The sequence below is a fragment of the Ramlibacter humi genome (assembly GCF_004681975.1).
Taxonomy (GTDB): domain Bacteria; phylum Pseudomonadota; class Gammaproteobacteria; order Burkholderiales; family Burkholderiaceae_C; genus Ramlibacter; species Ramlibacter humi.
Genome location: NZ_SMLK01000001.1, coordinates 1,502,378 through 1,522,419, shown reverse-complemented (window position 1 = coordinate 1,522,419; position 20,042 = coordinate 1,502,378). Strand labels below are relative to the sequence as shown.

General features: G+C 70.2%; 22 protein-coding genes. 8 read left to right on the top strand and 14 right to left on the bottom strand.

Annotated elements, in window-relative coordinates; translation table 11 throughout:
- The first annotated feature begins 90 nt into the window (after positions 1–90).
- Positions 91–804: an SOS response-associated peptidase gene (locus EZ216_RS07175; protein ID WP_135249003.1), complete on the top strand. Its 714-nt coding sequence runs from the start codon at positions 91–93 to the stop codon at positions 802–804.
- A 6-nt stretch (positions 805–810) separates the two neighbouring features.
- Here EZ216_RS07175 and EZ216_RS07170 read toward each other — a convergent pair whose 3' ends face one another.
- On the bottom strand, positions 811–2,160 hold the full coding sequence (locus EZ216_RS07170) for an MATE family efflux transporter (protein WP_135249002.1): 1,350 nt from the start codon (positions 2,158–2,160) through the stop codon (positions 811–813).
- Positions 2,160–2,924, bottom strand: coding sequence for a hypothetical protein (locus tag EZ216_RS07165; RefSeq protein WP_135249001.1), 765 nt, complete (start codon positions 2,922–2,924; stop codon positions 2,160–2,162). The genes EZ216_RS07170 and EZ216_RS07165 overlap by 1 nt, the downstream gene beginning before the upstream one ends.
- Before the next feature lie 548 nt (positions 2,925–3,472).
- Here EZ216_RS07165 and EZ216_RS07160 point away from each other — a divergent pair.
- Positions 3,473–5,953, top strand: coding sequence for a sensor histidine kinase (locus EZ216_RS07160; protein WP_135249000.1), 2,481 nt, complete (start codon positions 3,473–3,475; stop codon positions 5,951–5,953).
- A 47-nt stretch (positions 5,954–6,000) separates the two neighbouring features.
- A complete protein-coding gene (pncB, locus tag EZ216_RS07155) occupies positions 6,001–7,191 on the top strand; it encodes a nicotinate phosphoribosyltransferase (protein WP_135248999.1) in 1,191 nt (396 codons plus the stop codon).
- Between the two features lie 4 nt (positions 7,192–7,195).
- Here pncB and EZ216_RS07150 read toward each other — a convergent pair whose 3' ends face one another.
- The 3 genes from EZ216_RS07150 to EZ216_RS07140 form a co-directional block, all read right to left on the bottom strand.
- The gene (locus EZ216_RS07150; protein ID WP_135248998.1) at positions 7,196–7,333 is read right to left on the bottom strand and encodes a DUF3096 domain-containing protein; all 138 of its coding nucleotides are present in this window, start codon (positions 7,331–7,333) and stop codon (positions 7,196–7,198) included.
- 80 nt (positions 7,334–7,413) lie between these two features.
- Positions 7,414–7,815 (bottom strand): response regulator, encoded by a 402-nt coding sequence (locus EZ216_RS07145; RefSeq protein WP_167772843.1) that lies wholly within the window; start codon positions 7,813–7,815, stop codon positions 7,414–7,416.
- Between the two features lie 194 nt (positions 7,816–8,009).
- Positions 8,010–8,738 carry an ArsR/SmtB family transcription factor gene (locus EZ216_RS07140; protein WP_135248996.1) on the bottom strand — a complete coding sequence of 243 codons (729 nt, stop codon included), beginning with the start codon at positions 8,736–8,738 and terminating at the stop codon, positions 8,010–8,012.
- Between the two features lie 207 nt (positions 8,739–8,945).
- On the opposite strand from EZ216_RS07140, the gene EZ216_RS07135 reads away from it, so the two are divergent.
- The 3 genes from EZ216_RS07135 to EZ216_RS07125 all read left to right on the top strand — a co-directional run bounded on the left by EZ216_RS07135 (position 8,946) and on the right by EZ216_RS07125 (position 12,198).
- Entirely contained in the window at positions 8,946–9,317 is a 372-nt protein-coding gene (locus tag EZ216_RS07135; RefSeq protein ID WP_135248995.1) for a hypothetical protein, read from the top strand.
- Between the two features lie 143 nt (positions 9,318–9,460).
- Positions 9,461–9,790, top strand: coding sequence for an NIPSNAP family protein (locus EZ216_RS07130; protein WP_135248994.1), 330 nt, complete (start codon positions 9,461–9,463; stop codon positions 9,788–9,790).
- Between the two features lie 146 nt (positions 9,791–9,936).
- Positions 9,937–12,198, top strand: coding sequence for an ATP-binding protein (locus EZ216_RS07125; protein ID WP_135248993.1), 2,262 nt, complete (start codon positions 9,937–9,939; stop codon positions 12,196–12,198).
- Between the two features lie 18 nt (positions 12,199–12,216).
- On the opposite strand, the gene EZ216_RS07120 is transcribed toward EZ216_RS07125, so the two are convergent.
- The gene (locus EZ216_RS07120) at positions 12,217–13,599 is read right to left on the bottom strand and encodes an FAD-binding oxidoreductase (RefSeq protein ID WP_135248992.1); all 1,383 of its coding nucleotides are present in this window, start codon (positions 13,597–13,599) and stop codon (positions 12,217–12,219) included.
- 99 nt (positions 13,600–13,698) lie between these two features.
- Between EZ216_RS07120 and EZ216_RS07115 the strand changes: the two genes are divergently transcribed.
- Positions 13,699–14,613 (top strand): LysR substrate-binding domain-containing protein, encoded by a 915-nt coding sequence (locus EZ216_RS07115; protein ID WP_135248991.1) that lies wholly within the window; start codon positions 13,699–13,701, stop codon positions 14,611–14,613.
- Here the strand turns inward: EZ216_RS07115 and EZ216_RS07110 are convergent.
- The 6 genes from EZ216_RS07110 to EZ216_RS07085 all read right to left on the bottom strand — a co-directional run bounded on the left by EZ216_RS07110 (position 14,610) and on the right by EZ216_RS07085 (position 18,311).
- Positions 14,610–14,936: an RNA-binding protein gene (locus EZ216_RS07110; protein ID WP_135248990.1), complete on the bottom strand. Its 327-nt coding sequence runs from the start codon at positions 14,934–14,936 to the stop codon at positions 14,610–14,612. The two genes, EZ216_RS07115 and EZ216_RS07110, sit on opposite strands and share 4 nt — an antisense overlap.
- 186 nt (positions 14,937–15,122) lie before the next feature.
- The gene (locus EZ216_RS07105; protein ID WP_135248989.1) at positions 15,123–15,803 is read right to left on the bottom strand and encodes a pseudouridine synthase; all 681 of its coding nucleotides are present in this window, start codon (positions 15,801–15,803) and stop codon (positions 15,123–15,125) included.
- Positions 15,800–16,186 (bottom strand): DUF1294 domain-containing protein, encoded by a 387-nt coding sequence (locus EZ216_RS07100; protein ID WP_135248988.1) that lies wholly within the window; start codon positions 16,184–16,186, stop codon positions 15,800–15,802. The genes EZ216_RS07105 and EZ216_RS07100 overlap by 4 nt, the downstream gene beginning before the upstream one ends.
- A gap of 144 nt (positions 16,187–16,330) precedes the next feature.
- Positions 16,331–16,735 (bottom strand): hypothetical protein, encoded by a 405-nt coding sequence (locus tag EZ216_RS07095; RefSeq protein WP_135248987.1) that lies wholly within the window; start codon positions 16,733–16,735, stop codon positions 16,331–16,333.
- Entirely contained in the window at positions 16,728–17,327 is a 600-nt protein-coding gene (locus EZ216_RS07090; RefSeq protein ID WP_135248986.1) for a nucleotidyltransferase domain-containing protein, read from the bottom strand. Before EZ216_RS07090 ends, EZ216_RS07095 begins: the two co-directional genes overlap by 8 nt.
- Before the next feature lie 84 nt (positions 17,328–17,411).
- Positions 17,412–18,311 (bottom strand): restriction endonuclease, encoded by a 900-nt coding sequence (locus EZ216_RS07085; protein WP_135248985.1) that lies wholly within the window; start codon positions 18,309–18,311, stop codon positions 17,412–17,414.
- A gap of 117 nt (positions 18,312–18,428) precedes the next feature.
- Here EZ216_RS07085 and EZ216_RS07080 point away from each other — a divergent pair, with 117 nt between their 5' ends.
- Complete coding sequence (locus EZ216_RS07080; protein ID WP_135248984.1) at positions 18,429–18,683, top strand: hypothetical protein; 255 nt, start codon at positions 18,429–18,431, stop codon at positions 18,681–18,683.
- 10 nt (positions 18,684–18,693) lie between these two features.
- Here EZ216_RS07080 and EZ216_RS07075 read toward each other — a convergent pair whose 3' ends face one another.
- On the bottom strand, positions 18,694–19,416 hold the full coding sequence (locus tag EZ216_RS07075; protein ID WP_135248983.1) for an RNA pseudouridine synthase: 723 nt from the start codon (positions 19,414–19,416) through the stop codon (positions 18,694–18,696).
- Between the two features lie 28 nt (positions 19,417–19,444).
- A complete protein-coding gene (locus EZ216_RS07070) occupies positions 19,445–20,035 on the bottom strand; it encodes a DUF2894 domain-containing protein (RefSeq protein WP_167772842.1) in 591 nt (196 codons plus the stop codon).
- Between the last annotated feature and the right edge of the window lie 7 nt (positions 20,036–20,042).

Sequence of the window (20,042 nt, the reverse complement as noted above, 5' to 3'; positions counted from 1 at the left end):
CGACAAGCTCAGGACAGGCCTTTTCTTCAGCTCAGGGCGTGCCTTCTTCAGCGCAGGACAGGCCGCACGGCCGGGTTAGCATCGCCGCCCATGTGCTCGAACTACGTGCCGGTCACCGGCAGCGGCCGCCTGCTGGAGTTCTTCGGCGTGGAGCGCGGCCGTGACGGCGAGCCCACCGACACCTGGCCGCTGGGCCTGGCGCCTTTCATCCGTCTGGCGCAGGACGGCTCGGGCTTCGAACGCGTGGTGGACGACGGCTTCTTCGGCCTGCTGCCGGACTTCGCCACCGAGATCGCTTTCGGCCGCCACACCTACAACGCGCGCAGCGAGACCGTGCACCGCCTGCCGAGCTTCCGCGACGCCTGGGCGCGCGGCTGGCGTTGCGTCATCCCGTGCGAAGCCATCTACGAACCGTGCTGGGAAACCGGCCAGGCCGTGCGCTGGGCGATCGCGCAGGAAGACGGCAAGCCCTTCGGCGTGGCCGGCCTGTGGCGGCCGTGGCGGCACCCGGACGGCCGCGAGGTGCTGAGCTTCGCCATGCTCACGGTCAACGCCGACGGCCATCCGCTGATGCAGCGCTTCCACAGGCCCGAAGACGAGAAGCGCATGGTGGTGATCCTCGATCCCGAGGACTACGGCAACTGGCTCACCTGCCGAGTGCAGGACGCGCCGAACTACTTCCGCACCTGGGACAAGCCGCTGGCCGCGTACCCGTCGCCCTTGCCGCCGCGCGCGCCCAAGGCCGGCAGCGTGCGCACCTTGCGGCCGCCCCCGGCACCGCCGCCGCAAGCCAGCCTGTTCTGACCGCGTTCACACCAGCTTGCGGATCGGCCCGCGCTGCCACACGCCGTGAAAGTACAGCGCCTGCAGCACCAGGCCGGTGCCGTAGGTCGCGGGATAGGCCAGCCAGATCCAGCGCAGCCCCAGCGTGCGGTCGAACAGCCAGCCCAGCGGGAACATCAGCAGCGCCAGGCAGCTGAGCGAAATGATGGTGGGCACGCGCACGGTGCCGGCCGCGCGCATGACGCCGCTGAACACGCTGGCCATGCCGAACAGCATGCTGCCCCACACGGTGACATACAGCACCTTGCTCGCCAGTTCGATCACCGCCGGGTCGACGATGAACAGCTGCACCACCCACGGCGCGCCCAGCGCCATGACGAGCGCCAGCCCGCCGGTCAGCGCCAGGTTCATGCCCAGGCCGATGCGCGTGACGTGGCCCACTTCATCGAGCCGGTCGCCGCCGATCGCCTGTGCCGCGAACACCGATGTGGCGATGGAGATCGACACTGCCGGGAACTGCACGTAGGCCATCACCTGGTTCACCGCGCCCCAGGCCGCGGTGGCCTGCACCCCGTGCGCATTCACCAGCGACAGCAGCGCGATGTCGGCGAGCGAGCCGGTGATGAAGAACAGGCCCGTCGGCGTGCCCAGGCGCACCACCTGCCGCAGCAGCGCGCCGTCGAAGCGCAGGTGCGGCGACACCGCCGGCCAGGCGAACACATGGCCGCGGCGCGTGAGGTGCCAGGCCACCCAGCCCAGGCTGGCCAAATGGCCCGCCACCACGGCCCACGCGGCGCTTTTCACGCCGAGCGGCCCGACGCCGGGCAGGCCGCGGATCAGGAAGGGCGTCAGCAGCATGGTGAAGGCGGTGATCACCAGCAGCATCCGCAGCGGCGTGACGGTGTCGCCCACGCCGCGCAGCAGCGAAGAAGCGACGATGGCCAGGAACACCAGCGGCAACGCCAGCAGCATGACGTGCGCGTATGCCACCGCTTGCGGCAGCACCGCGGGCGACGTGCGCAGCGCCGCCAGCATCCAGTCGACGCCCAGGAAACCCAGCACCGCGATGGCCACGCCCAGCACCGCCGCGCCCGCGAGCGAAGTGCCCGCCACGCGCAGCACCACCTCGGTCTTTTTCGCGCCCCAGGCCTGGCCCACCAGGATGGAGCTGCCCGTGCCCAGGCCGATCACCAGCGCGATCAGGAACATCAGCAGCGGGAAGAACGCCACCGCCGCGGCCAGCGCTTCGGTGCCGAGCATGCGCCCCAGGTAGATGTTGTTCAGCGTGCCCGACAGGGCCTGCAGCACGTTGGTGGCGATCAGCGGCGCGAGGAAGGCGAGGAACTTCCTCCACAGCGGCGGCGCGGCGCCCTGCATCAGCCCGGCGGGCGCTTGACCGGCTGCGTCTTGTCGAACTGCGGCTGGCGCTGCACCGGCTGCGTCCTTTCGAATGACGCGGGATCCAGCGCCGTCATCGGCTGCGTCTTCTCGAAGCCCATGGGCTGGGTCTTGCTGAAGCCGCCGTCGTCGCCGCTGAAGTCGGCGTCGCGCTCGCCCAGCAGGCGCTCGAGCTCCGCGCGCTTGTCCTCGCCGCTTTTCTCGATGCGCGTGGGGCCGCTGATCACGTCGCCCTGGCCCAGCGGCGCGGCCGCCACGGGCGCAGGCGCGGTGGCGGCGGCCACGGCTTCCGGCGGCGCGGAAGTCCAGCTGCCCGGATGCGGCAGCGGCGGGCACAGCGAGGTGTCTTCCAGCGCGAACTGCCACGACAGGCCCATCAGCCACTGCTCGGCTTCGGGGTCCAGCGCGAGGATGCGCTTTTCCACATGGTCCTGCAGCGAGACGGAATGCAGCATCAGGCGCGAGTCCCAGTGCTGCACCACCAGGCGCACGTGCACGCCGGCATCGCGGCCGGCCTGGGCGGTGGTGAGGGGCTCCGCGCGGATCCAGGTGGCGGGGATGCCGTTGTGCAGCAGCGTGTCGCGCACCGACACGCGCACCAGTTCCTTGCGGACAGTCTGCTGGGAATTGGCGGCGCCGCGGGTGGACGCAGGGCCGTTGGCACCGGGCTGCAAGCTGCGCGGGCCCGCGGCCGTGGCGGGCTTGGCAGCGGGACGGCCGAACAGGCGGTCCATCAGTCCCATGTTGTCCTCCGGTGGCCCGCGACGGGCTCATTTGTTGTGCGACTGCCGAGTATGCGCCCCGGGCGAACTTTTGGGCAAAGCGTTGTCGTTTTCCCTACACGCGCGCGGGCGCGGGCGGTTGGCGCGCCATGAAGTCCGCGCGCAGAGCACCTCGCAGGCCGCCGCCACGCGCAGCAGCAACGCTTGCGCGCCGTGCGTGGCCACCAGCTGCATGCTCATCGGCCAGCCGGGTCGGGTGTCGCATGCACGCGACTGCGCGATCAGTTCTTCGGGGGCCGCGCGAGACGATCGCATTGGCCGCCGGGTTCAACCTTTCGAGTCGCGCCAGGTGCGCGCGCATGATTTCTTCGCACGAAAGTTCACGCGAATGCACGGCGCGCGGCAGCTCGCGCGCGGATCGGCCGGTCCATCCGTCCATCGGAGCGGCCTTGGCAAGCCTGACGCGATGCGTGCGTTCTGGTTTTGCCGCGTTGGCTTGCGGCTGAGCCTGCGGCATCATCGCGCGGCCCCGCAGGGAGCGGGGCGGAAAGGGACAGGGAGCAGGGCGCATGCCCAAGTGGGAATACTTCGCCACGGAACCCTCGCGCGGCAACGCATCGCGCATCGCATGGTGGCTTGCGGGATTCGCGCTCGCCTCGGGCGGCGTCGTGGGCGTGGCATTGTGGGCGTTGCGCGGCGAAGCGCTTCGCACCGGCGAGCAGCTCACGCGCGCGCTGTCGGGCATCATCGCCGAGCAGACCATCCGCACCGTGCAGGCCGTCGACGAGCGCCTGCAATTCGCCGCGCACAAGCTCAACGACGGCACCGTCGAGAGGCTCGGCGCCGAAGCCGGCCAGGCCATGCTGCGCGACGAGATGGCGGATCTGCCATACGTCAGCGCGCTGTGGGTCGTCGACGCGCACGGCCACCTCGCCTTCGCCACCGACCCCGGCGCGCAGCACCTCACCGACCTGGCCGACCGCGGCTACTACCGCAGCCACCTCGGCGAGCGCACCCCGGCCGCCTACGTCGGCCCGCTGCAGCGCAGCCGCGCCAACGGCCGCTGGCAGATGACGATCTCGCGCGCGATCCGCGCGCCCGGCGGCGAGCTGCGCGGCGTCGTGGTGGCGTCGCTGGAGCCGAGCTACTTCCAGTCGGTGTGGCGCGGCCTGGACGTGGGCCGCGGCGGCGTGGTGTCCCTGCTCAACCGCAACGGGCAGCTGATGATGCGCAGCCCCGCGGAGCAGTCCGCGCTGGGCCGCGACTATTCGGCGTCGGAGCTGTTCCGCGAATGGCTGCCGCAGTCGCCCGCCGGCCTGTTCCTCAACCGCAGCGTGCTGGACGGTGTGGACCGCGTCATCGCCTACCGCTCGCTGCCGGAGTACCCGCAGCTGGTGGTGCTGGTGGGCTCGTCCTATTCGGAGCTGCTGGCGCCCTGGCGGCAATTCGCCACGCTCACCGGCGCGGTGTGGCTGCTGTCGCTGGGCACGGCCGGCGCCATCGCGCTGCAGACGCGCCGCCACCGGCGCCGGCGCCAGCACATGGAACGGCGCTTCGCCGACCTGGCGCATGCGATGCCGCAGGTGGTGTTCATCACCGACGGCCAGGGCGTCGTGCAGTTCATGAACGAGCGCTGGTCCGACGCCACCGGCCGCGCCCCGCGCGAAGCCATCGGCCAGCCCTGGCACGAGCTGGCCGCGCCCGAGGACGTGGACCGCATCCGCCGGCAGGTTTCGGCGCAGGGCCAGCCCGAGCCGCTGCAACTGGAGATGCGCCTGCGCCATCGCGACGGGCTGCACCGCTGGCAGCTGGTGCGCGTGCTGCCCAACCGGAATGCCGAAGGGCAGGTGGTGTCCTGGTACGGCACCGCCACCGACGTGCATGACCTGAAGCACGCGCAGCAGCGGCTGGAGCGGCAGGCCGACAGCCTGCGCATGGCCAGCCGGCTGGCGCGCATGGGCGGGTGGGAGATCGACCTGGCGACGCAGCGCGTGCACCTGTCCGGCGAAGCCGCGGCCATCCTGGACCTGCCCGCCGACGAGACGCAGGCCGCCACCGACGTGATGGCCATGCTGCGGCCCGCTTCGCGCGAGCCGGCCGAGCGGGCGCTGGACCGTGCCGTGCAGCATGGCGAGGCGTTCGACATCGAAGTGGAACTGGCCACCGCCGCCGGGCGCCGCGTCTGGCTGCGTTCCATCGGCTACCCGGTGCGCGAGGAGGGCGGCAGCGTGGTCCGCATCCAGGGCGCGCAGCAGGACATCACCGCCCGCGTGCGCCTGCTGGCCGAGCTGCGCGACCTGAACGCCACGCTGGAAGAACGCATCGCGCAGCGCACGCGCGAGCTGGAAAAGCGCGAGGCGGAACTGCGGCTGGCCAACGAGCAGTTGCGCTCGTTCTCGTATTCGGTCTCGCACGACCTGCAGTCGCCCATCCAGCGCATCGTGTCGTTCACCGACGCGATGCGGGGCGAGCTGGCGGGCGCGGTGCGGGGTCGCGCCGCGCACTACCTGGACCGCATCCGCGCCAACGCCGACGACATGGTGCAGCTGGTGGAGGGCTGGCTGGTGCTGGCGCGCGTGTCGCAGGGCGAAGTGGCGCGCCAGGCCGTGGACGTCAGCGCGATCGCGCGGGGCATCCTCGAGCAGTTGCAGCAGCAGTCGCCCCAGCGCCAGGTGGCGTGGAAGGTCGCGCCGGGACTGGTGGTGGAAGGCGACCCGCGCCTGATGCGGCTGGTGATGGACAACCTGCTGGGCAACGCGTGGAAGTTCTCGTCCAGGCGCGGGCAGGCCGAGATCGAAGTGGGCGGCGCCGCGGGCACGGGCCAGGTGTTCGTGCACGACAACGGCGCCGGTTTCGACATGGCGCACGTCGACAAGCTGTTCGGCACCTTCCAGCGGCTGCACGGGTCCGACGAGTTTCCCGGCACCGGCGTGGGCCTGGCCGCGGTGGCGCGCGCGCTGACGCGGCAGGGCGGAAGCATCCGCGCCGAATCGGTGTCCGGCCAGGGCGCCACCTTCCGCTTCACCATGCCCGCGCCGCCGCGCGGATGAGCGCGGCGCCCACGGCGGCACGGCAGCGCGGGTACATTGGGGCGGCCATGCGTTCCGTTCCCGTCATCACCAGCCTGCTCGACAACGACCTGTACAAGTTCACGATGTGGCAGGCCATGCTGCATCGCCATCCGCAGACGGTGGCCGAGTACGAGTTCCTGTGCCGCAACACGCCCGCCTTCCCGCTGGTGGACCTTCTGGATGAATTGAACGAGCAGCTGGACCACCTGTGCACGCTGCGCTTCACCGAGCACGAGCTGGCTTACCTGGCGGGGCTGCGATTCATCAAGCCGGATTTCGTCGACTTCCTGCGGCTCTTCCAGTTCCAGCGCCGCTTCATCCGCGCATGGGCCGAAGGCAACGTGCTGCACGTAAGCGCCGTTGGCCCGCAGGTGCACGTCACCGCTTTCGAAATCCACGTGCTGGCCACGGTGAACGAGCTCTACTTCCGCCGCTTCGAGCAGGAGAAGGCAATGGACACCGGCCGCCAGCGGCTGCAAGCCAAGATCGATTTGCTGCGCGCGGTGGACGTCGCGCCGCGCCGCACCCACCCGCTGGAGATTTCCGACTTCGGCCTGCGCCGGCGCTTTTCCGGAGCGTGGCAGCGCGAAGTGGTGGCCACGCTGCGCGACGAGCTGCCGGAATTTTTCCGCGGCACTTCCAACGTGCTGCTCGCGCGCGATCTGGACCTGGTGCCCATCGGCACCATGGCGCACGAGTACCTGCAGGCCTACCAGGGCCTGGGCGTGCGGCTGCGCGATTTCCAGCGCGCCGCGCTGGAAGACTGGGTGCAGGAATACCGCGGCGACCTGGGCATCGCGCTCACCGACGTGGTGGGCATGGACGCCTTCCTCGCCGACTTCGACCTGTACTTCGCCAAGCTGTTCGACGGCCTGCGGCAGGACTCGGGCGATCCCATCGCCTGGGGCGAGAAGGCGATCGCGCACTACGAGAAGCTGCGCATCGACCCGCACAGCAAGCGGCTGGTGTTCTCCGACGCGCTGGACGTCCCCAAGGTGCTGGCCATCTACGATCACTTTGCCGACCGCGCGCAGGTGGGCTTCGGCGTGGGCACCAACCTCACCAACGACGTCGGCTGCGACACGCTCAACATCGTGATGAAGATGGTGTCCGCCAACGGCCAGCCGGTGGCCAAGATCTCCGACACGCCCGGCAAGACGCTGGTGAAGGACGGGACCTTCCTCGCCTACCTGAAGCAGGTCTTCGGCGTGCGCTGACCGTTCACTTGCCGAACAGGCCCACCGCGCCGATCACGATGAGGTAGATCGCGACGATGTAGTTGAGCAGGCGCGGCATCACCAGGATCAGGATGCCGGCGACCAGCGCGGCGACGGGGCCGATGTGAGCCGAGATGTTCATGAGGGCCTTTCTTTGCGCGCCCATGGTGGCTCAGCCATGCGCGCTGCGCCATGGCCCGTTCGGAAGGGGGAAGCGGCGGGTCAGTTGCCCTGCTGGCGCAGCGTGCGCAGCACGCGCGGCTGCTCCAGCCGCCGCAGCAGCGCCGAGATGTCGAACGGCTTCATCCAGATGCCGTCCACGCCGCAGGCCTGGGCCTGCGTCTTCTCGTGCGGCGTGAACCAGGTGCCGGTCAGCAGCACCTGCGTGGCGTCGAACCGCGGGTTGGCGCGCAGCACGCGCGCGATGTGCAGGCCGCCCGCTTCGGGCAGGCGCGCGTCCACCAGCACCGCGCGCGGCGTGGCCTGCCGCAGCCACACCAGCGCTTCCTCACCACGGCGCGCAGCGCACACCTGCCAGCCGGAAAGCTCCAGCGCAAGCGCCAATGTCTCGCCGCAATCGGCGTGGCCGTCGGCGATGAGCACCAGGGGCGGGGAGGCAGGCACAGCAGCCAGTCTGCGCCGCCTTCGCGATGCTGGCAACGGGGACATTCGCGCCGGTTTGCGCGTTTGTTGGGCAAACCAGCCAAGTCCTTGTGTGTCGCGGGCCGCTCGCGGGTGAACACCGGTTTCGCACAGGGTTGTCCACAGCACCTGTGAACTTTCCGTGACATCCCGGCGCCTCGCGAAGGTGCGCGCGCTCACGTCGATGGGTTGACAGTCAGCTTCGACCAGCGTTCCGTGCCCAGCCAGTCGCGCAGGGTCGCCGCGCCGCGCGGCGTCAGTTCCAGCGCGCGCGTGCCCGGCTTCTGCAGCAGCCACCCCATCTGCAGGCAATGCGAGCAGATCAATGCGCCGAGGCGGCCGGCCAGGTGCATGCGGCGCTCGCCCCAATCCAGGCAGGGGCGGCAGGGCGGGCGGCGGCCTTCGCCCGCCGCGTGCACCACGGCCGACTTCAGGCCCAGGCCTTCGAGCACCGCGCCGGCGCGATCGGTGACGACGGCGGTGTCTTCTTCGACGACGACGGCGCCGTCTTCCACCAGCCGCTCGGCGATGGCGACCGCGATGCCGCCGGCCAGGTGGTCATAGCAGGTGCGCGCCAGGCGCATCGACGCGTCGCGCGGCCCGGTGGCGATGCGCCGCGATGCCGGCTGCGACTGCGAAGCCAGCTGCATGATCCCTTCCAGCACGCGCGCCACGTCGGGCGAAGCCAGCCGGTGGTAGCGGTGGCGCCCTTGCTTCTCCACGCGCAGCAGCCCCGACTCCACCAGCAGCGCGAGATGCCGGCTCGCCGTGGCGGCCGACACGTTGCCCGCGCCGGCCAGTTCGTTCGCGGTGAGCGCGCGGCCGTCCATCAGCGCCACCAGCATGCCGGTGCGGGCGGGCTCGCCCACCAGCGAGGCGACGCGGGCGATCTGGTTGGTGTTCATGGCGCCAGTGTGCAGCAGCGTCCGCCACCCACGCTTCGCGCCGGAACGAAGCGTCCGCGTTGCCTTGCCGCGACGGCTGCTGAGCTTTGGTTACACGGCTCACCGTTCTTCTCAGCCGCGGGCGGGCGGTTGCACTTTCGTCATGCGCGTGCCGCCGCCGACCGGCAAATTGAAGCCCAGCCATTCGAACAGACGGGGAGAGCCGCCATGACCATCGCCGCACGCACGTTGCTGGCCACCAGCATCGCCTTCGCCGGCGCCGCGCCCGCGCAGGACACCGTGTACCCGCCGCAGGTGTTCAAGTGCGGCCGCAGCTACTCGCAGACGCCCTGCGAAGGCGGCGGGCCGATCATCGGCGCCAGCCGCGTGTCGCAGACCTTCGACGCGCCGGACCAGTCGCGCGCCAGGCAGATGGCGCGCGCGCAACTGCCGCCCGAAACGCGCGAGCAGTGCGAGGTGCTGGAGCGCTCGATCCAGCGCGAGGAATCGCGACTGCGCGGCAAGCCCTCGCCGGCCACCGAAGCCGAGCTGGGCGACCTGGCGATCCAGCGCGTGCACTACCGCGAGATGCGCTGCTAGGCGCGGCTTCCCATTTCGCGCGCTTGCTCCCTCTCCCTCCGGGAGAGGGCTGGGGTGAGGGTACGCACCACGCTTCGCTCCGCAACGAACGATCGCCGCGCCCACACACGTGACCATACGGACTTCCCCACCCGGAGTCCCGCATGCTCACCTGCTTCATCCGCTACCAGATCGACCCGTTCCAGCGAGACGCCTTCCGCGACTACGCGCGGCACTGGGGCCGCATCATTCCGCGCTGCGGCGGCCGGCTGCTCGGCTACTTCCTGCCGCACGAAGGCACGAACGACGTCGCCTGGGGCCTGATCGCGTTCGACAGCCTCGCGGCTTACGAGGCCTACCGCGTGCGCCTGAAGGCCGACCCCGAAGGCCGCGAGAACTTCCAGCGCGCGCAGTCGCAGCGCTTCATCCTGCGCGAGGAGCGAACCTTCTGCGAGATCGTCGACGGCACCTGTCCGTTGCCGGCCGTGGACTGACTTCGCGCATCACGGTCGTGCTGGGCAGCGCGGTGGCGCGGTCCTGGCGACCGGCGGGATGCCCAGCGGCGGCGCCGTCCTACGGTGCCACCGCACCGCACCTCAGTAGATTGGACGGGCCCGGCCGCGGGGCCGCGCGCCCGCCGATGAAGCTTCCGCGATTCCGACCGCACAACCTCAACCAGGCGCTGTGGCGCCTGCTGGCGGCCGTGCTCGCGCCTTTGCTCGTGGGCACCTTCGGCCTGCTCGCGCTGCAGACGGTGCAGGAGAACCGCCTCGCGCAGACGCGCCTGTCCGCCCTCGCGCAGACGCTGGTGCAGGCCATCGACGCCGAGTTCGGTCGCGCCCATGCGCAGCTGGAAGTGCTGGCCGCCTCGCCGCTCATCGACGAGGCCGACTGGTTCCACCTGCAGGAGTTCGCCGGCGAGATCACGCGCAAGGTGCCCGGCAGCCTGATCGTGCTGGTGGACAGCGACGGCCAGGTGATGCTCAACACCGCCGTGCCGCGTGGCGAGCCGCTGCCCAACCTGTGGCGCCTGGGCTCGGAAAGCCGCGAGGTGGAATGGGAAGGGCGCAGGTTGCCGCTCAGCTCGGGCAACCTGTCGCGTCAGGTTTTCCAGAGCGGGCGCACCGTGTACAGCGACCTGTACTACGGCGTGAACGTGGAGCGGCCGGCGCTGTCGCTCGCCATCCCGGTGCAGCGCGGCGGCACGACCCACTTCGCGCTCATCTTTTCCTTCCCGCCCTCGCTGATGCAGGAGCGCCTTCAGGGTGCCGTGCGCGTGGAGGACATCCGCGCCGCGCTGGTCGACCGGAACGGGCTGGTGGTGGCCTCCAACGCGGCGTCTTCGACGAGCGTGGCCGACCGCGCGACCGAGGTGCCCATGAAAGCCGGCGAACAGAGCGGCTACTACCGCTTCACTTCCCGAGACGGCGTCGACCTGATGGGCGCGTGGGTCACCTCGCCGGTCAACGGCTTTTCCGTGCGCGTGTCGCAGCCGCACGGCGGCAGCGTCCTGCCTTCGCGCCTGACGTCCATCGCCTTCATCGTGCTGCTGCTCACCGCCATGGTGGCCAGCGCCGTGCTGGCGAGCGTGCTCAGCCGCAAGCTGGCGCGTCCGCTGCGCGAGCTGGGCGACGACGTGCTGGCCGGCCGCGCGCCGCCGGCGGACCGCGAGACCGGCATCGCGGAGATCGACCTGCTGGCGAACGCGCTGCGCGACGGCGCCGATGCCGAGCACCGGCGCGCGGAAGAGCAGACGCGGCGCCGCGTGGCCGAACACCAGGAGCAGCTGCTGCGCCTGGCCGACCGCCAGAAAGACGAGTTCCTCGCCACGCTGGCGCACGAGCTGCGCAATCCGCTGGCGCCGATCCGCACGGCGGTGGAGCTGATCCGGCTGCGCGCGCCGGACGACCCGGTGGTGGAGCGGGCGCGCGGCGCCATCGAGCGTCAGACGATGCACCTGTCGCACCTGGTGGACGACCTGCTGGACGTGTCGCGCATCACGCTGGGCCGCATCCAGCTGCGGCAGGAACCGGTGGACCTGGCCGAAGTCGCTTCGTCGGCGGTCGATGCGGTGACGCCCGCCGCGACGAAGGCCGGGCTGACGGTCACGCGCGACATCGATCCGCCCGCGCCTTGGGTGCAGGGCGATCCCACGCGCCTGACGCAGTGCGTGGTGAACCTGCTGAACAACGCGGTGAAGTTCACCCGGCCCGGCGGGCAGCTGAAAGTGCGCGTCATGCGCCACGGTGGCCGCGCCGTCGTGGAGGTGCAGGACACCGGCGTCGGCATAGCGCCGGAAAACCTGGAGCGCATCTTCGACCTGTTCGTGCAGGAAAGGCACAGCGGCCATGGCGGCAACACGGGGCTGGGCATCGGCCTGGCGCTGACGCGCAGGCTGGTGGAACTGCATGGCGGCCACATCAGCGCGCACAGCCACGGCCTGGGCCAGGGCAGCAGCTTCCGCATCGAGCTGCCCGCGATCGAGGCGCCGGCCGCGGCCAGGCCCGTGCGCCGACAGGCGCCCGCGCACCAGGCGGGCGCGCGCGTGCTGGTGGTGGACGACAACCGCGACGCGGCCGAGACGCTGGGCGAGCTGCTGGGCATGAGCGGCTACCAGGTCTCGCTGGCGCACGACGGCGAATCGGCCGTGCGCGCCGCGCTGGACCAGCACCCCGACGTGGCGCTGCTGGACATCGGCCTGCCCGACATCGACGGCTACGAAGCCTGCCGCCGCATCCGCGCGCGGGCGGGCGCGAAGCAGCCGCTGCTGGTGGCCGTGACCGGCTGGGGGCAGGGCAGCGACAAGGACAGCGCGCGCGAGGCGGGTTTCGACGCGCACCTGACCAAGCCGGTCGCGCCCGAGCAGCTGATGGCGCTGCTGGACGAGAAGCTGGCGCGCTGAAGCACGCCTGCGCGGGCACTACACGGACGGGCGGACGTTCTGGTTCATCCGGAAGAAGTTGGACGGGTCGTACTTCGCCTTGAGCGCCGCGAGACGCGCATGGTTCTCGCCGTAGGCGGCACGCACCCGGTCCTCGCCTTCGTCGCCGAGGTTGTTGGCATAGACGCCGCCTGTCGAGAAGGGCCGGACGGCGGTCCACACGTCGCGCGCCCAGCGGATGGCCGCATCGTCTTCGGACCGGGCATCCCAGATCGAGACCGGGAAGCAGTCGTAGCGCGCATCGCGATTCACGTAGGGCGTCGCGGACGCGGGAACACGCGCGATGGCGCCGCCGACGTGCTGCAACACCAGGAGCGACGCGGCCGAAGGCGCGCGTGCGTACACGTCGAGCAAGGCGTCGATCGCGCCGTCGTCGAGCGAGCGCAGGAACTGCGCCTTCCAGTAGTAGCGGCGCCCCCGCGGAAACAGGCTGTCCCCGCCGGACTGGATCTGCAGGTAGGGAACCGGGGTCAGCTTGCTTTCGACGGGCTGACCATGGTTGAGCACGGGACGGAGGACGCGCTCGCCGGACCCGGCATCGCCGCAGTAGCAGGCCGAGATGTTGAAGAAGCGCTCGCCGGAAGGCGCGGTGACGAAGGCCGCGTCCACGCTGAGCTCGTCCGCGGCATCGGCGCAGAAGTCATCGTAGAAACGCATCGCGTCCCGCGCGCGGGTGTAAGGGTGCAGCACGGAGCACACCAGCAGGTCCGGGCCCACCGGATGCAGCTGGTAGTGGAAAGCGGTGACGATGCCGAAGTTGCCGCCGCCACCGTGCAACCCCCAGAACAGGTCCTCGTTTTCCGTGGCGCTGGCCTGGAGCTGCCTGCCGTCGGCCAGCACGACCTCGGCGGCCAGGAGGTTGTCGCAGGCCAGGCCGTACTTGCGTCCGAGCTTGCCGAACCCGCCGCCCAGGGTCAGCCCGGCAATGCCGGTGTCGCTGTTGATCCCCATCGTGGTGGCCAGCCCATGGGCCTGCGTGGCGGCATCGAATTCGCCCAGGCTGAGGCCGGCTTCGGCCCGCGCCGTACGGCGGGCAGGATCGATGGCGACCTGCTTCATGCGGGACAGGTCGATCACGACGCCGTCGTCGCACACCGACAGGCCCGCCACGTTGTGCCCGCCGCTGCGGACGGCGACCAGGTGGTTGCCCGACCGCGCGAACTTCACGGCTTCCACGACGTCGCCGGCGTGGGCGCAATAGACGACCATGGCGGGCCGCTTGTCGACCGCGCCGTTCCAGACCTTCCGCGCTTCGTCGTAGCGGGCATCTCCCGGGACGATCACGTCACCGCGGAGCCGGCTCCGCAGCCGGGCGGCATCCGATGCTGATGGACCAGGGCTGTAGCGGTTGCCGGATTCCATGGTGTTCACTCCTGAAGCGAGCTGTCATCCTGTCCGGTCCCCGGCCGGGTGGCAAAATCAAAGAACTCAGTTTCAGGTGAGAAATACTCATCTCCCCCAATGAGAAAGCTGCCTCCACTGCGGTCGCTGCAAGCCTTCGAGGCGGCGGCCAGGCTCGGCAGCTTCAAGTCGGCAGCCGCCGAACTCCACGTGACGCCCACGGCCATCAGCCATCAGGTCCGGCTGCTGGAAAGGACGTATGGGCACCGCCTGTTCCAGCGCCGTCCCAAGCCGCTGGAGCTCACGGGCGCGGGCGCACGCCTGTATCCCGGGTTGCGCGACGGCTTCGACGCTCTCGCGAGCGCGGTCACCTCGATGGCCGGGGCCGCCCAGGCTGTTCCGCTGCGCGTGACCAGCCCCAACGCGTTCGCGAGCCGGTGGCTGGTTCCGCGCCTGTCGGATTGGCGGGAGCGCTACCCGGAGATCCCGCTGGAGATCATCGGAACGGATGCGGTGCTGGATCTCCGGTCCGGCGATGCCGACGTGGCGATCCGCTACGCGCGCACCATGCCGGCCGGGCGCGCCGTCCAGGAGATCTGCCGGGACACATTCTTCCCGGTGTGCAGCCCGGCGTTGCTGGCCAAGGATGGGCATCCCGTGGTGCGCGCCGAGGACCTGCTTCGGTTTCCGCTGATCCACTACGACTGGATGAACCGGGATCCGCAAGCGCCGACCTGGCGGCGATGGCTGGCGGCGGCCGGCCTGATCGATCCGGGCCTGCCGGCCACGGACAGGAGCTGGGCACTCAGCCTCAGCTTCAGGGAGGAGCCTCACGCCATCGATGCCGTGGTGGCGGGCCAAGGCATCGCCATCTGCAGCAGCGTGGTGGTGGGCCACGAGCTGAAATCCGGCGCGCTGGTGCAGGCGCACCCGCTATCGCTGCCGGGGTATGGCTTCTATCTGGTTGCGCTGGCCCAGCACGTCAGGCATGCGGACATCGAGGCTTTCGCGATCTGGATGAGGACACCAGGCTAGACAGCCAGGTCCTCGATGACGAAGTGCCGGTAGTGCACCGCGCACGACAGTTCGGCGTCCTTCAACGCATCCATCACCCGCTGGCACGCCTGCGGTCCCTTGGCCGGCACCAGCAGCGCATGGTGGCCCTGCCGCGCCAGCTCCGCGAAGTGCCGTGCCGTGTACTCCTCCGTGCCCACCGAAGGCAGCATCACGTCGTGGCCGTCGAACAGGTGGGCCAGGTCGTTCACGTCGCCCGGCGTCAGCAGCCGCACGTCGGCGTCGATGCCGGCTTGCGCCAGCAGTGCCGCCGCACGGTTCGCATGCTCGAGCGAGGGAAGCATCAGGAAACAGTGGCTGCTGGGAAAGAAACCGCCCAGGAACGAAACCATCCGCGGCTCTAGGTGAAAAGCTTGCATGTGGAAACCTCCGGACACCGAAGGTGCGCCGAGCGCGCAGGCGAGTCAACGGGGGAAGCATTGCCGTGGTAACTGGCGGTGACGATGGCTGGGCAGCCATCGCGGCCAACGCTACGGCAGCAGCAGCGGCGCCCACTCCGGTGGGGCGGGCGCCTCGATCGGCCTCATGCCCGGCAGTTCGACGCGCGCCGCGTGCAGCCACAGGCGCTGCGTGCCCAGCCACTGCGCCACCGCGCGGTTGTGCGCGCCCTTGCCGTGCGTGGTGTCGCCCACCAGCGGATGCGCGATGTGCTTGAAGTGCCGGCGGATCTGGTGGCGGCGGCCGGTCAGCGGCTCGGCTTCCACCAGCGCGTAGCGGCTGGTCGCGTGGCGCTGGTCGACGCTGAACGGCCACTCGAAGCAGCGCAGGCGCCGGTAGCGGGTGAGGGCCTCCACGCGCGGCTGGCCGGCGGAAGGCAGCTCAGGGTCGCGCGCGAGCGGGTAGTCGATCTCGCCGGCTTCCTCCGGCCAGCCGCGCACCAGCGCCAGATAGCGCTTGCGCACGGCGCCGGCCTCGAACGCCTGGCCCCATTCGCGCGCGGCCTCCTGCGTGCGCGCGAACAGCAGCACGCCGCTGGTGGCCTTGTCCAGGCGGTGCAGCGGGAACAGCTTCTGCCCGAGCTGCGCCTGCAGCAGGTCGAGTGCGGTGCGCTTCTCGTGCGCGTCGAGCGCGCTGGGATGCACCAGCAGGCCGGCCGGCTTGTCGATCGCGGCCAGGTTCGCGTCGAGGTGCAGGACGCGCAGTTCGTTCATCGCGCCAGCCAGTACCCGACGGCCGCGCAATGCAGAACGGCGGTGGCCCAGAACGCCGCGAGAAACCCAGGCTTGCTGGACTTGTGCCGCAGCACCTGCTGCGCGACCCAAGCGCCCGGCCAGCCGCCGGCCAGGCTCCAGAGATGCAGCGTGTTTTCGGGCGTGCGCCGGCGCCCCCGCTGGGCGGCGTGCTTGTCCTGCCGGTACGCGAAGAACGCGAGCAGGCTGACGCCGAAAGCGGCCGGCAGCACCCACCACGGCCACCGCTTCGTCACCACCGCCCACCCCAGCGCGGCGGCGTAAGCCAGCGTCAGCGGCAGCGCCAGCCACGCGCCGGAACCGATGCGGCGCCGCGCATGTCTGTTTCGCCCCTGTCTGCCCATGGGGCGATTTTCAGGGAACGCGGGCCGCGATTACTTCGGCTCGGGATCGCAGCCGATGCGCGGCCGCTGCTGAAGGAAATGGGGCTGGGCGGTCGGGGGCGACGGTGGACTTCGAAAGGCCGAGTGCGCTGTGGTGAACGCAGGTCAGAGCTTCGACGCCACCGCCTCCGCGGCCGCGATCAAATCCACGACGAACCTTTCGTCCACATCCAATACACCTTCATATTCCGCGAGATTGCGCATGCCATGCGCCTTGTCCAGAACACGCCAGATCTCCGCGCCCAATCCCAGTGTCAGCGGCAGCACCTGGAACACGATGTACCGCTGGTTGGACGGGCGGTAGCCTTTGCGTCGCAAGGCGGCCAGGCACAGCGCATGGGCGGCGTTGTAGGCCAGGTCGAAGCGGCTTTCGAGCGCCAGCGATGCATTGCCCGCGTCATGCAGCCGTGCCCGGCCTGTCCGGACCAGACCTTCGACCTCCTGCGCGTCCGGTGCTTCGGCGCGCAACGCCTTTCCAGGTCCTGCCAGGTTCGCCAGTTCATCATCCACGCAGTGCCTCCTCCGTTCCGATCAGCCACAGCTTGGGCTGCTTCAGCACTCTGGTGGCGAAAGCGTTTTTCTGCTGGCGCCGTTTGTGCCACTCCTCCGGCGTGTAGAGGGTGGGGTTGACCTTGCGGGCCAGCTGCTGCGCGGCGCCTTCCAGCGCGGCGAACGTCTCGCCGTAAGCGAGAGACGGACTGAGGATGAGGAGGTCGACGTCGCTGCCGGCGGTGTCCTCCTGCCGCGCGACCGAGCCGTAGACGAATGCGCAGGTGATCTGCCTGGCCAGCGGTGCCAGCGCGGCCCGCAACACGTCGACAGCCCCCGACGTCTTCAACACCAGCCCGCGCAGTTCGGTGAACACGGGCGCCTGGCTGTTGGCCTGGTAGTGCTTCTGGTTGCCCTGTGTCCAGGCATTCAGCAGGCCCGCGTCCGCCAGTGACGCCAGTTCCCGCTGCACGGCACCGCTCCCCGACTGCGCGAGCGCGACGACCTCGCTGAGGAAGAAGCTGCGGTCCGCGTTGCCGAACAGGATCGCGAGCACGCGCTGCCGTACTCGTGGAAACAGTGCGTCGGCCAGGCTGACGGGACTGGAGTTCATACCCAAATCGGGTTGGATGTTACCCAAAATGGGTTTTATCCTACCCAGATTGGGTTGACTGTCAAGACGACCCCAGGCCGCCCGTCATGCCGCCGACCGCATCGGCAGCGTGAACCGGCACCGCGGGTAGTCCGCGCAGCCCCAGAAAGGCTGGCCTTCCTTCTTGCGCGGGATGCGCTCGACCATCTTGATGCCGCAGCTGGCGCAGGTGGGGCGCCAGTACTCGCCTTCGTAAGCGTGGTCCAGCAGTGCGCGTTGCTGTTCGGGCGTGCGGGTGGCGATCAGCGCCAGCAGGCCGGCGCCGTCGAGCAGGTGGATGCCGTTCTCCGTCGCGAAGCGCCTGGCGTCTTCGGTGAAGGTGGACGTCGTCGCGTACGTGCCGCGCGCCACCTTGCGCGAAGCCATGACGCCGAAGAACTCGCGCATCTCCTTCACGCCCACCGGCTTGGCGTGCCAGTGCTTGCACTGCACCACCGCCACCGGGCCTTCGGCGTTGCGCGAATGCAGCCAGATGTCCACGCCGCCGTCGGCGCCGTGCGACTGGCTGCGCGGCTGGAAGCCGGCCTGCGCGAAGAGCTGGCCGCACAGCGATTCGAAGCGCCGCCATTCGATGTCGTCGAAGACTTGCGCGTTCCAGCTGCCCGCGGGCGGGCGGCGGCCGGTGCGCACGCGCTGTTCCAGCGAAGAGGGCATGGGCTCGGCGATGCTGCGGGCGAAGTCGGTGGAGTTGGGAAACCACTCGGGATCGGTTCGGCCCTTGGCCGGCGCGGCGCCGCGCGGCCGCAGAGTCCAGCCCAGGAAGGTGACCAGCGCGCCCACCGCCAGCAGGTAGGGCACCGGCATCCGAAAGCCGGCACTCGCGGCGCCCAGGGGTTTCGCCAGCATGAGCGACATCACCCAGAAGAGCGCGGCGACGCCCAGCAGCTTGACTCCCAACGCCAGCACCTGTCCCGACACGTGCCTGCTTCCCGGCTTCCGCGGCATCTTCGCGCCTCCTCCGAAGACGGCAGTCTAGGAGGCGCGCGCCGCCGCTCCAAGCGGCGCAAGGCAGTAGTGGGCCAGCCGCAACGCAGTAGTGCGTCAGTGCCTTAATCTCGCGGCATGCCGGAAGCTGCCTTCACCACGCCTGAGTACAAGCTCTTTCCCTCGCCGCGCAACCGGCACCGGGAAGTGTTCCTCCACGAAGTCTTCGTGGCGCACCCGTACGCCTTGATCGACCTGCCGAGTTTCGATTTCCAGGGTAAGTACAGCCTGTTCGCGGCGCACCGGCTCGCCGATGGCAAGAACGGGCAACTCGTGACGTTCGAGCTGGAAGCCGACGCGCGCAAGTTCGGCGAGAAGTTCATCCCGGACTGAACCGGCGTCCTCAGAACCGCTCGTTCCCCGCGAGGTAGCGCCACTGCCCCTGCGGCAGGCCGGCCAGCGGCACGCGGCCGATGCGCAGGCGCCTGAGCGCCGTCACCTGCAGCCCGACCTGCGAGCACATCCAGGGCACCCTGTCCGGCGGGATGCCCTTGACGGCAAACCGCAGGCGCGCCTCGCTCTGCCAGCTGACGCGTGCCGGCGGCAGGGCGCGGCCGGCATGCACCAGGCCTTCGCACAGGCGCTGCAGCCCGCCCGGCGCGATGGTGCCGGACACCTGCGCCAACAGTTCCTGCTCCAGCAGGTGGGCGTCCTCGCGCAGCTTGCGGACGATGCGCCCGTCCTGGCTGAAGACGCAGAGTCCCTCGGCCGCCGCCGGCAACTCCAGCAACGCCACAAGCCGGACGTGGTGACTCTTGAGCGGGCGCACGCCGGAGGCGTCGCCGGTCCAGTGTTGCGCGGCGCCCAACGAGGCCAGCGATCCGGCGATGTCCATTCCCGCCGGCTTGTGCAGCAGGAAAGTGGCCGGTGCCGGTGGCTGCAGGGTCGCGCGGGGATCGATGTCGATGCGTTCGCCGGCCACCCGGAACTGCGGCTCCAGCACCACCTGGCCGTCCACCCGCACCCAGCCTTCGGTGATGTACTGCTCCGCTTCGCGGCGCGAGCAGGGCACCCGCGCCGCGACCACTTTCGACAGGCGTGTCGGTTCTTCGGAAGGTTCGGGCACGGTCGGATTGTGCGGCTTGCAGGCGCGGCTACTTGCGGGTGCGCGTCTTGCGCGCCGCTTTGGCCTTCTCGCGCGGCAGCTGGTCGCGCGCCGTCTCCAGCCACTGCAGCGTCTCGGCGTAGGCGAGGAAATGGCGCAGGTAGTCGGTGGACAGTTCGCCCATCAGCGCGAGCGAACGCGCGACCAGGGCGTGCGAGTTCAGCGGGCCTGCGTTGGCGGGCGCGCGGGCGAGCGCATCGCGCAGGCGCTCCAGCGTGCGAGCGCTTTCCCAGGCCTGGCGGAAGCGGCGCGCGCTGGGCAGGGCGTGCGGGTCATCGCTCTCGCCGGTGTCTTGCGCCGGCCTTGCCGTGACCGAACGCAGGTAGGCATTCAGCTCGGCCAGGACTTCGTGTTGGTTGGACGATGCGGGTGCGGCAGGCGGAGTCTTCGGCTGCGCAGCGGCCCCTGCGAAAGCTTCCATCGCGGCTTGCAACTTGCGCTCGAGCAGCGCGCGCACGGGCTCGGGTTGATCGGCCATGCGATCCGCCAGCGATTCCATGAAGCGGAAGCGCACGGGGTCGGCGCGCCATTCGCCGCCGTCGCGCCAGGCGGCGAGTTGGTCGGGGAGGGGCTTCGACAAGCTCAGC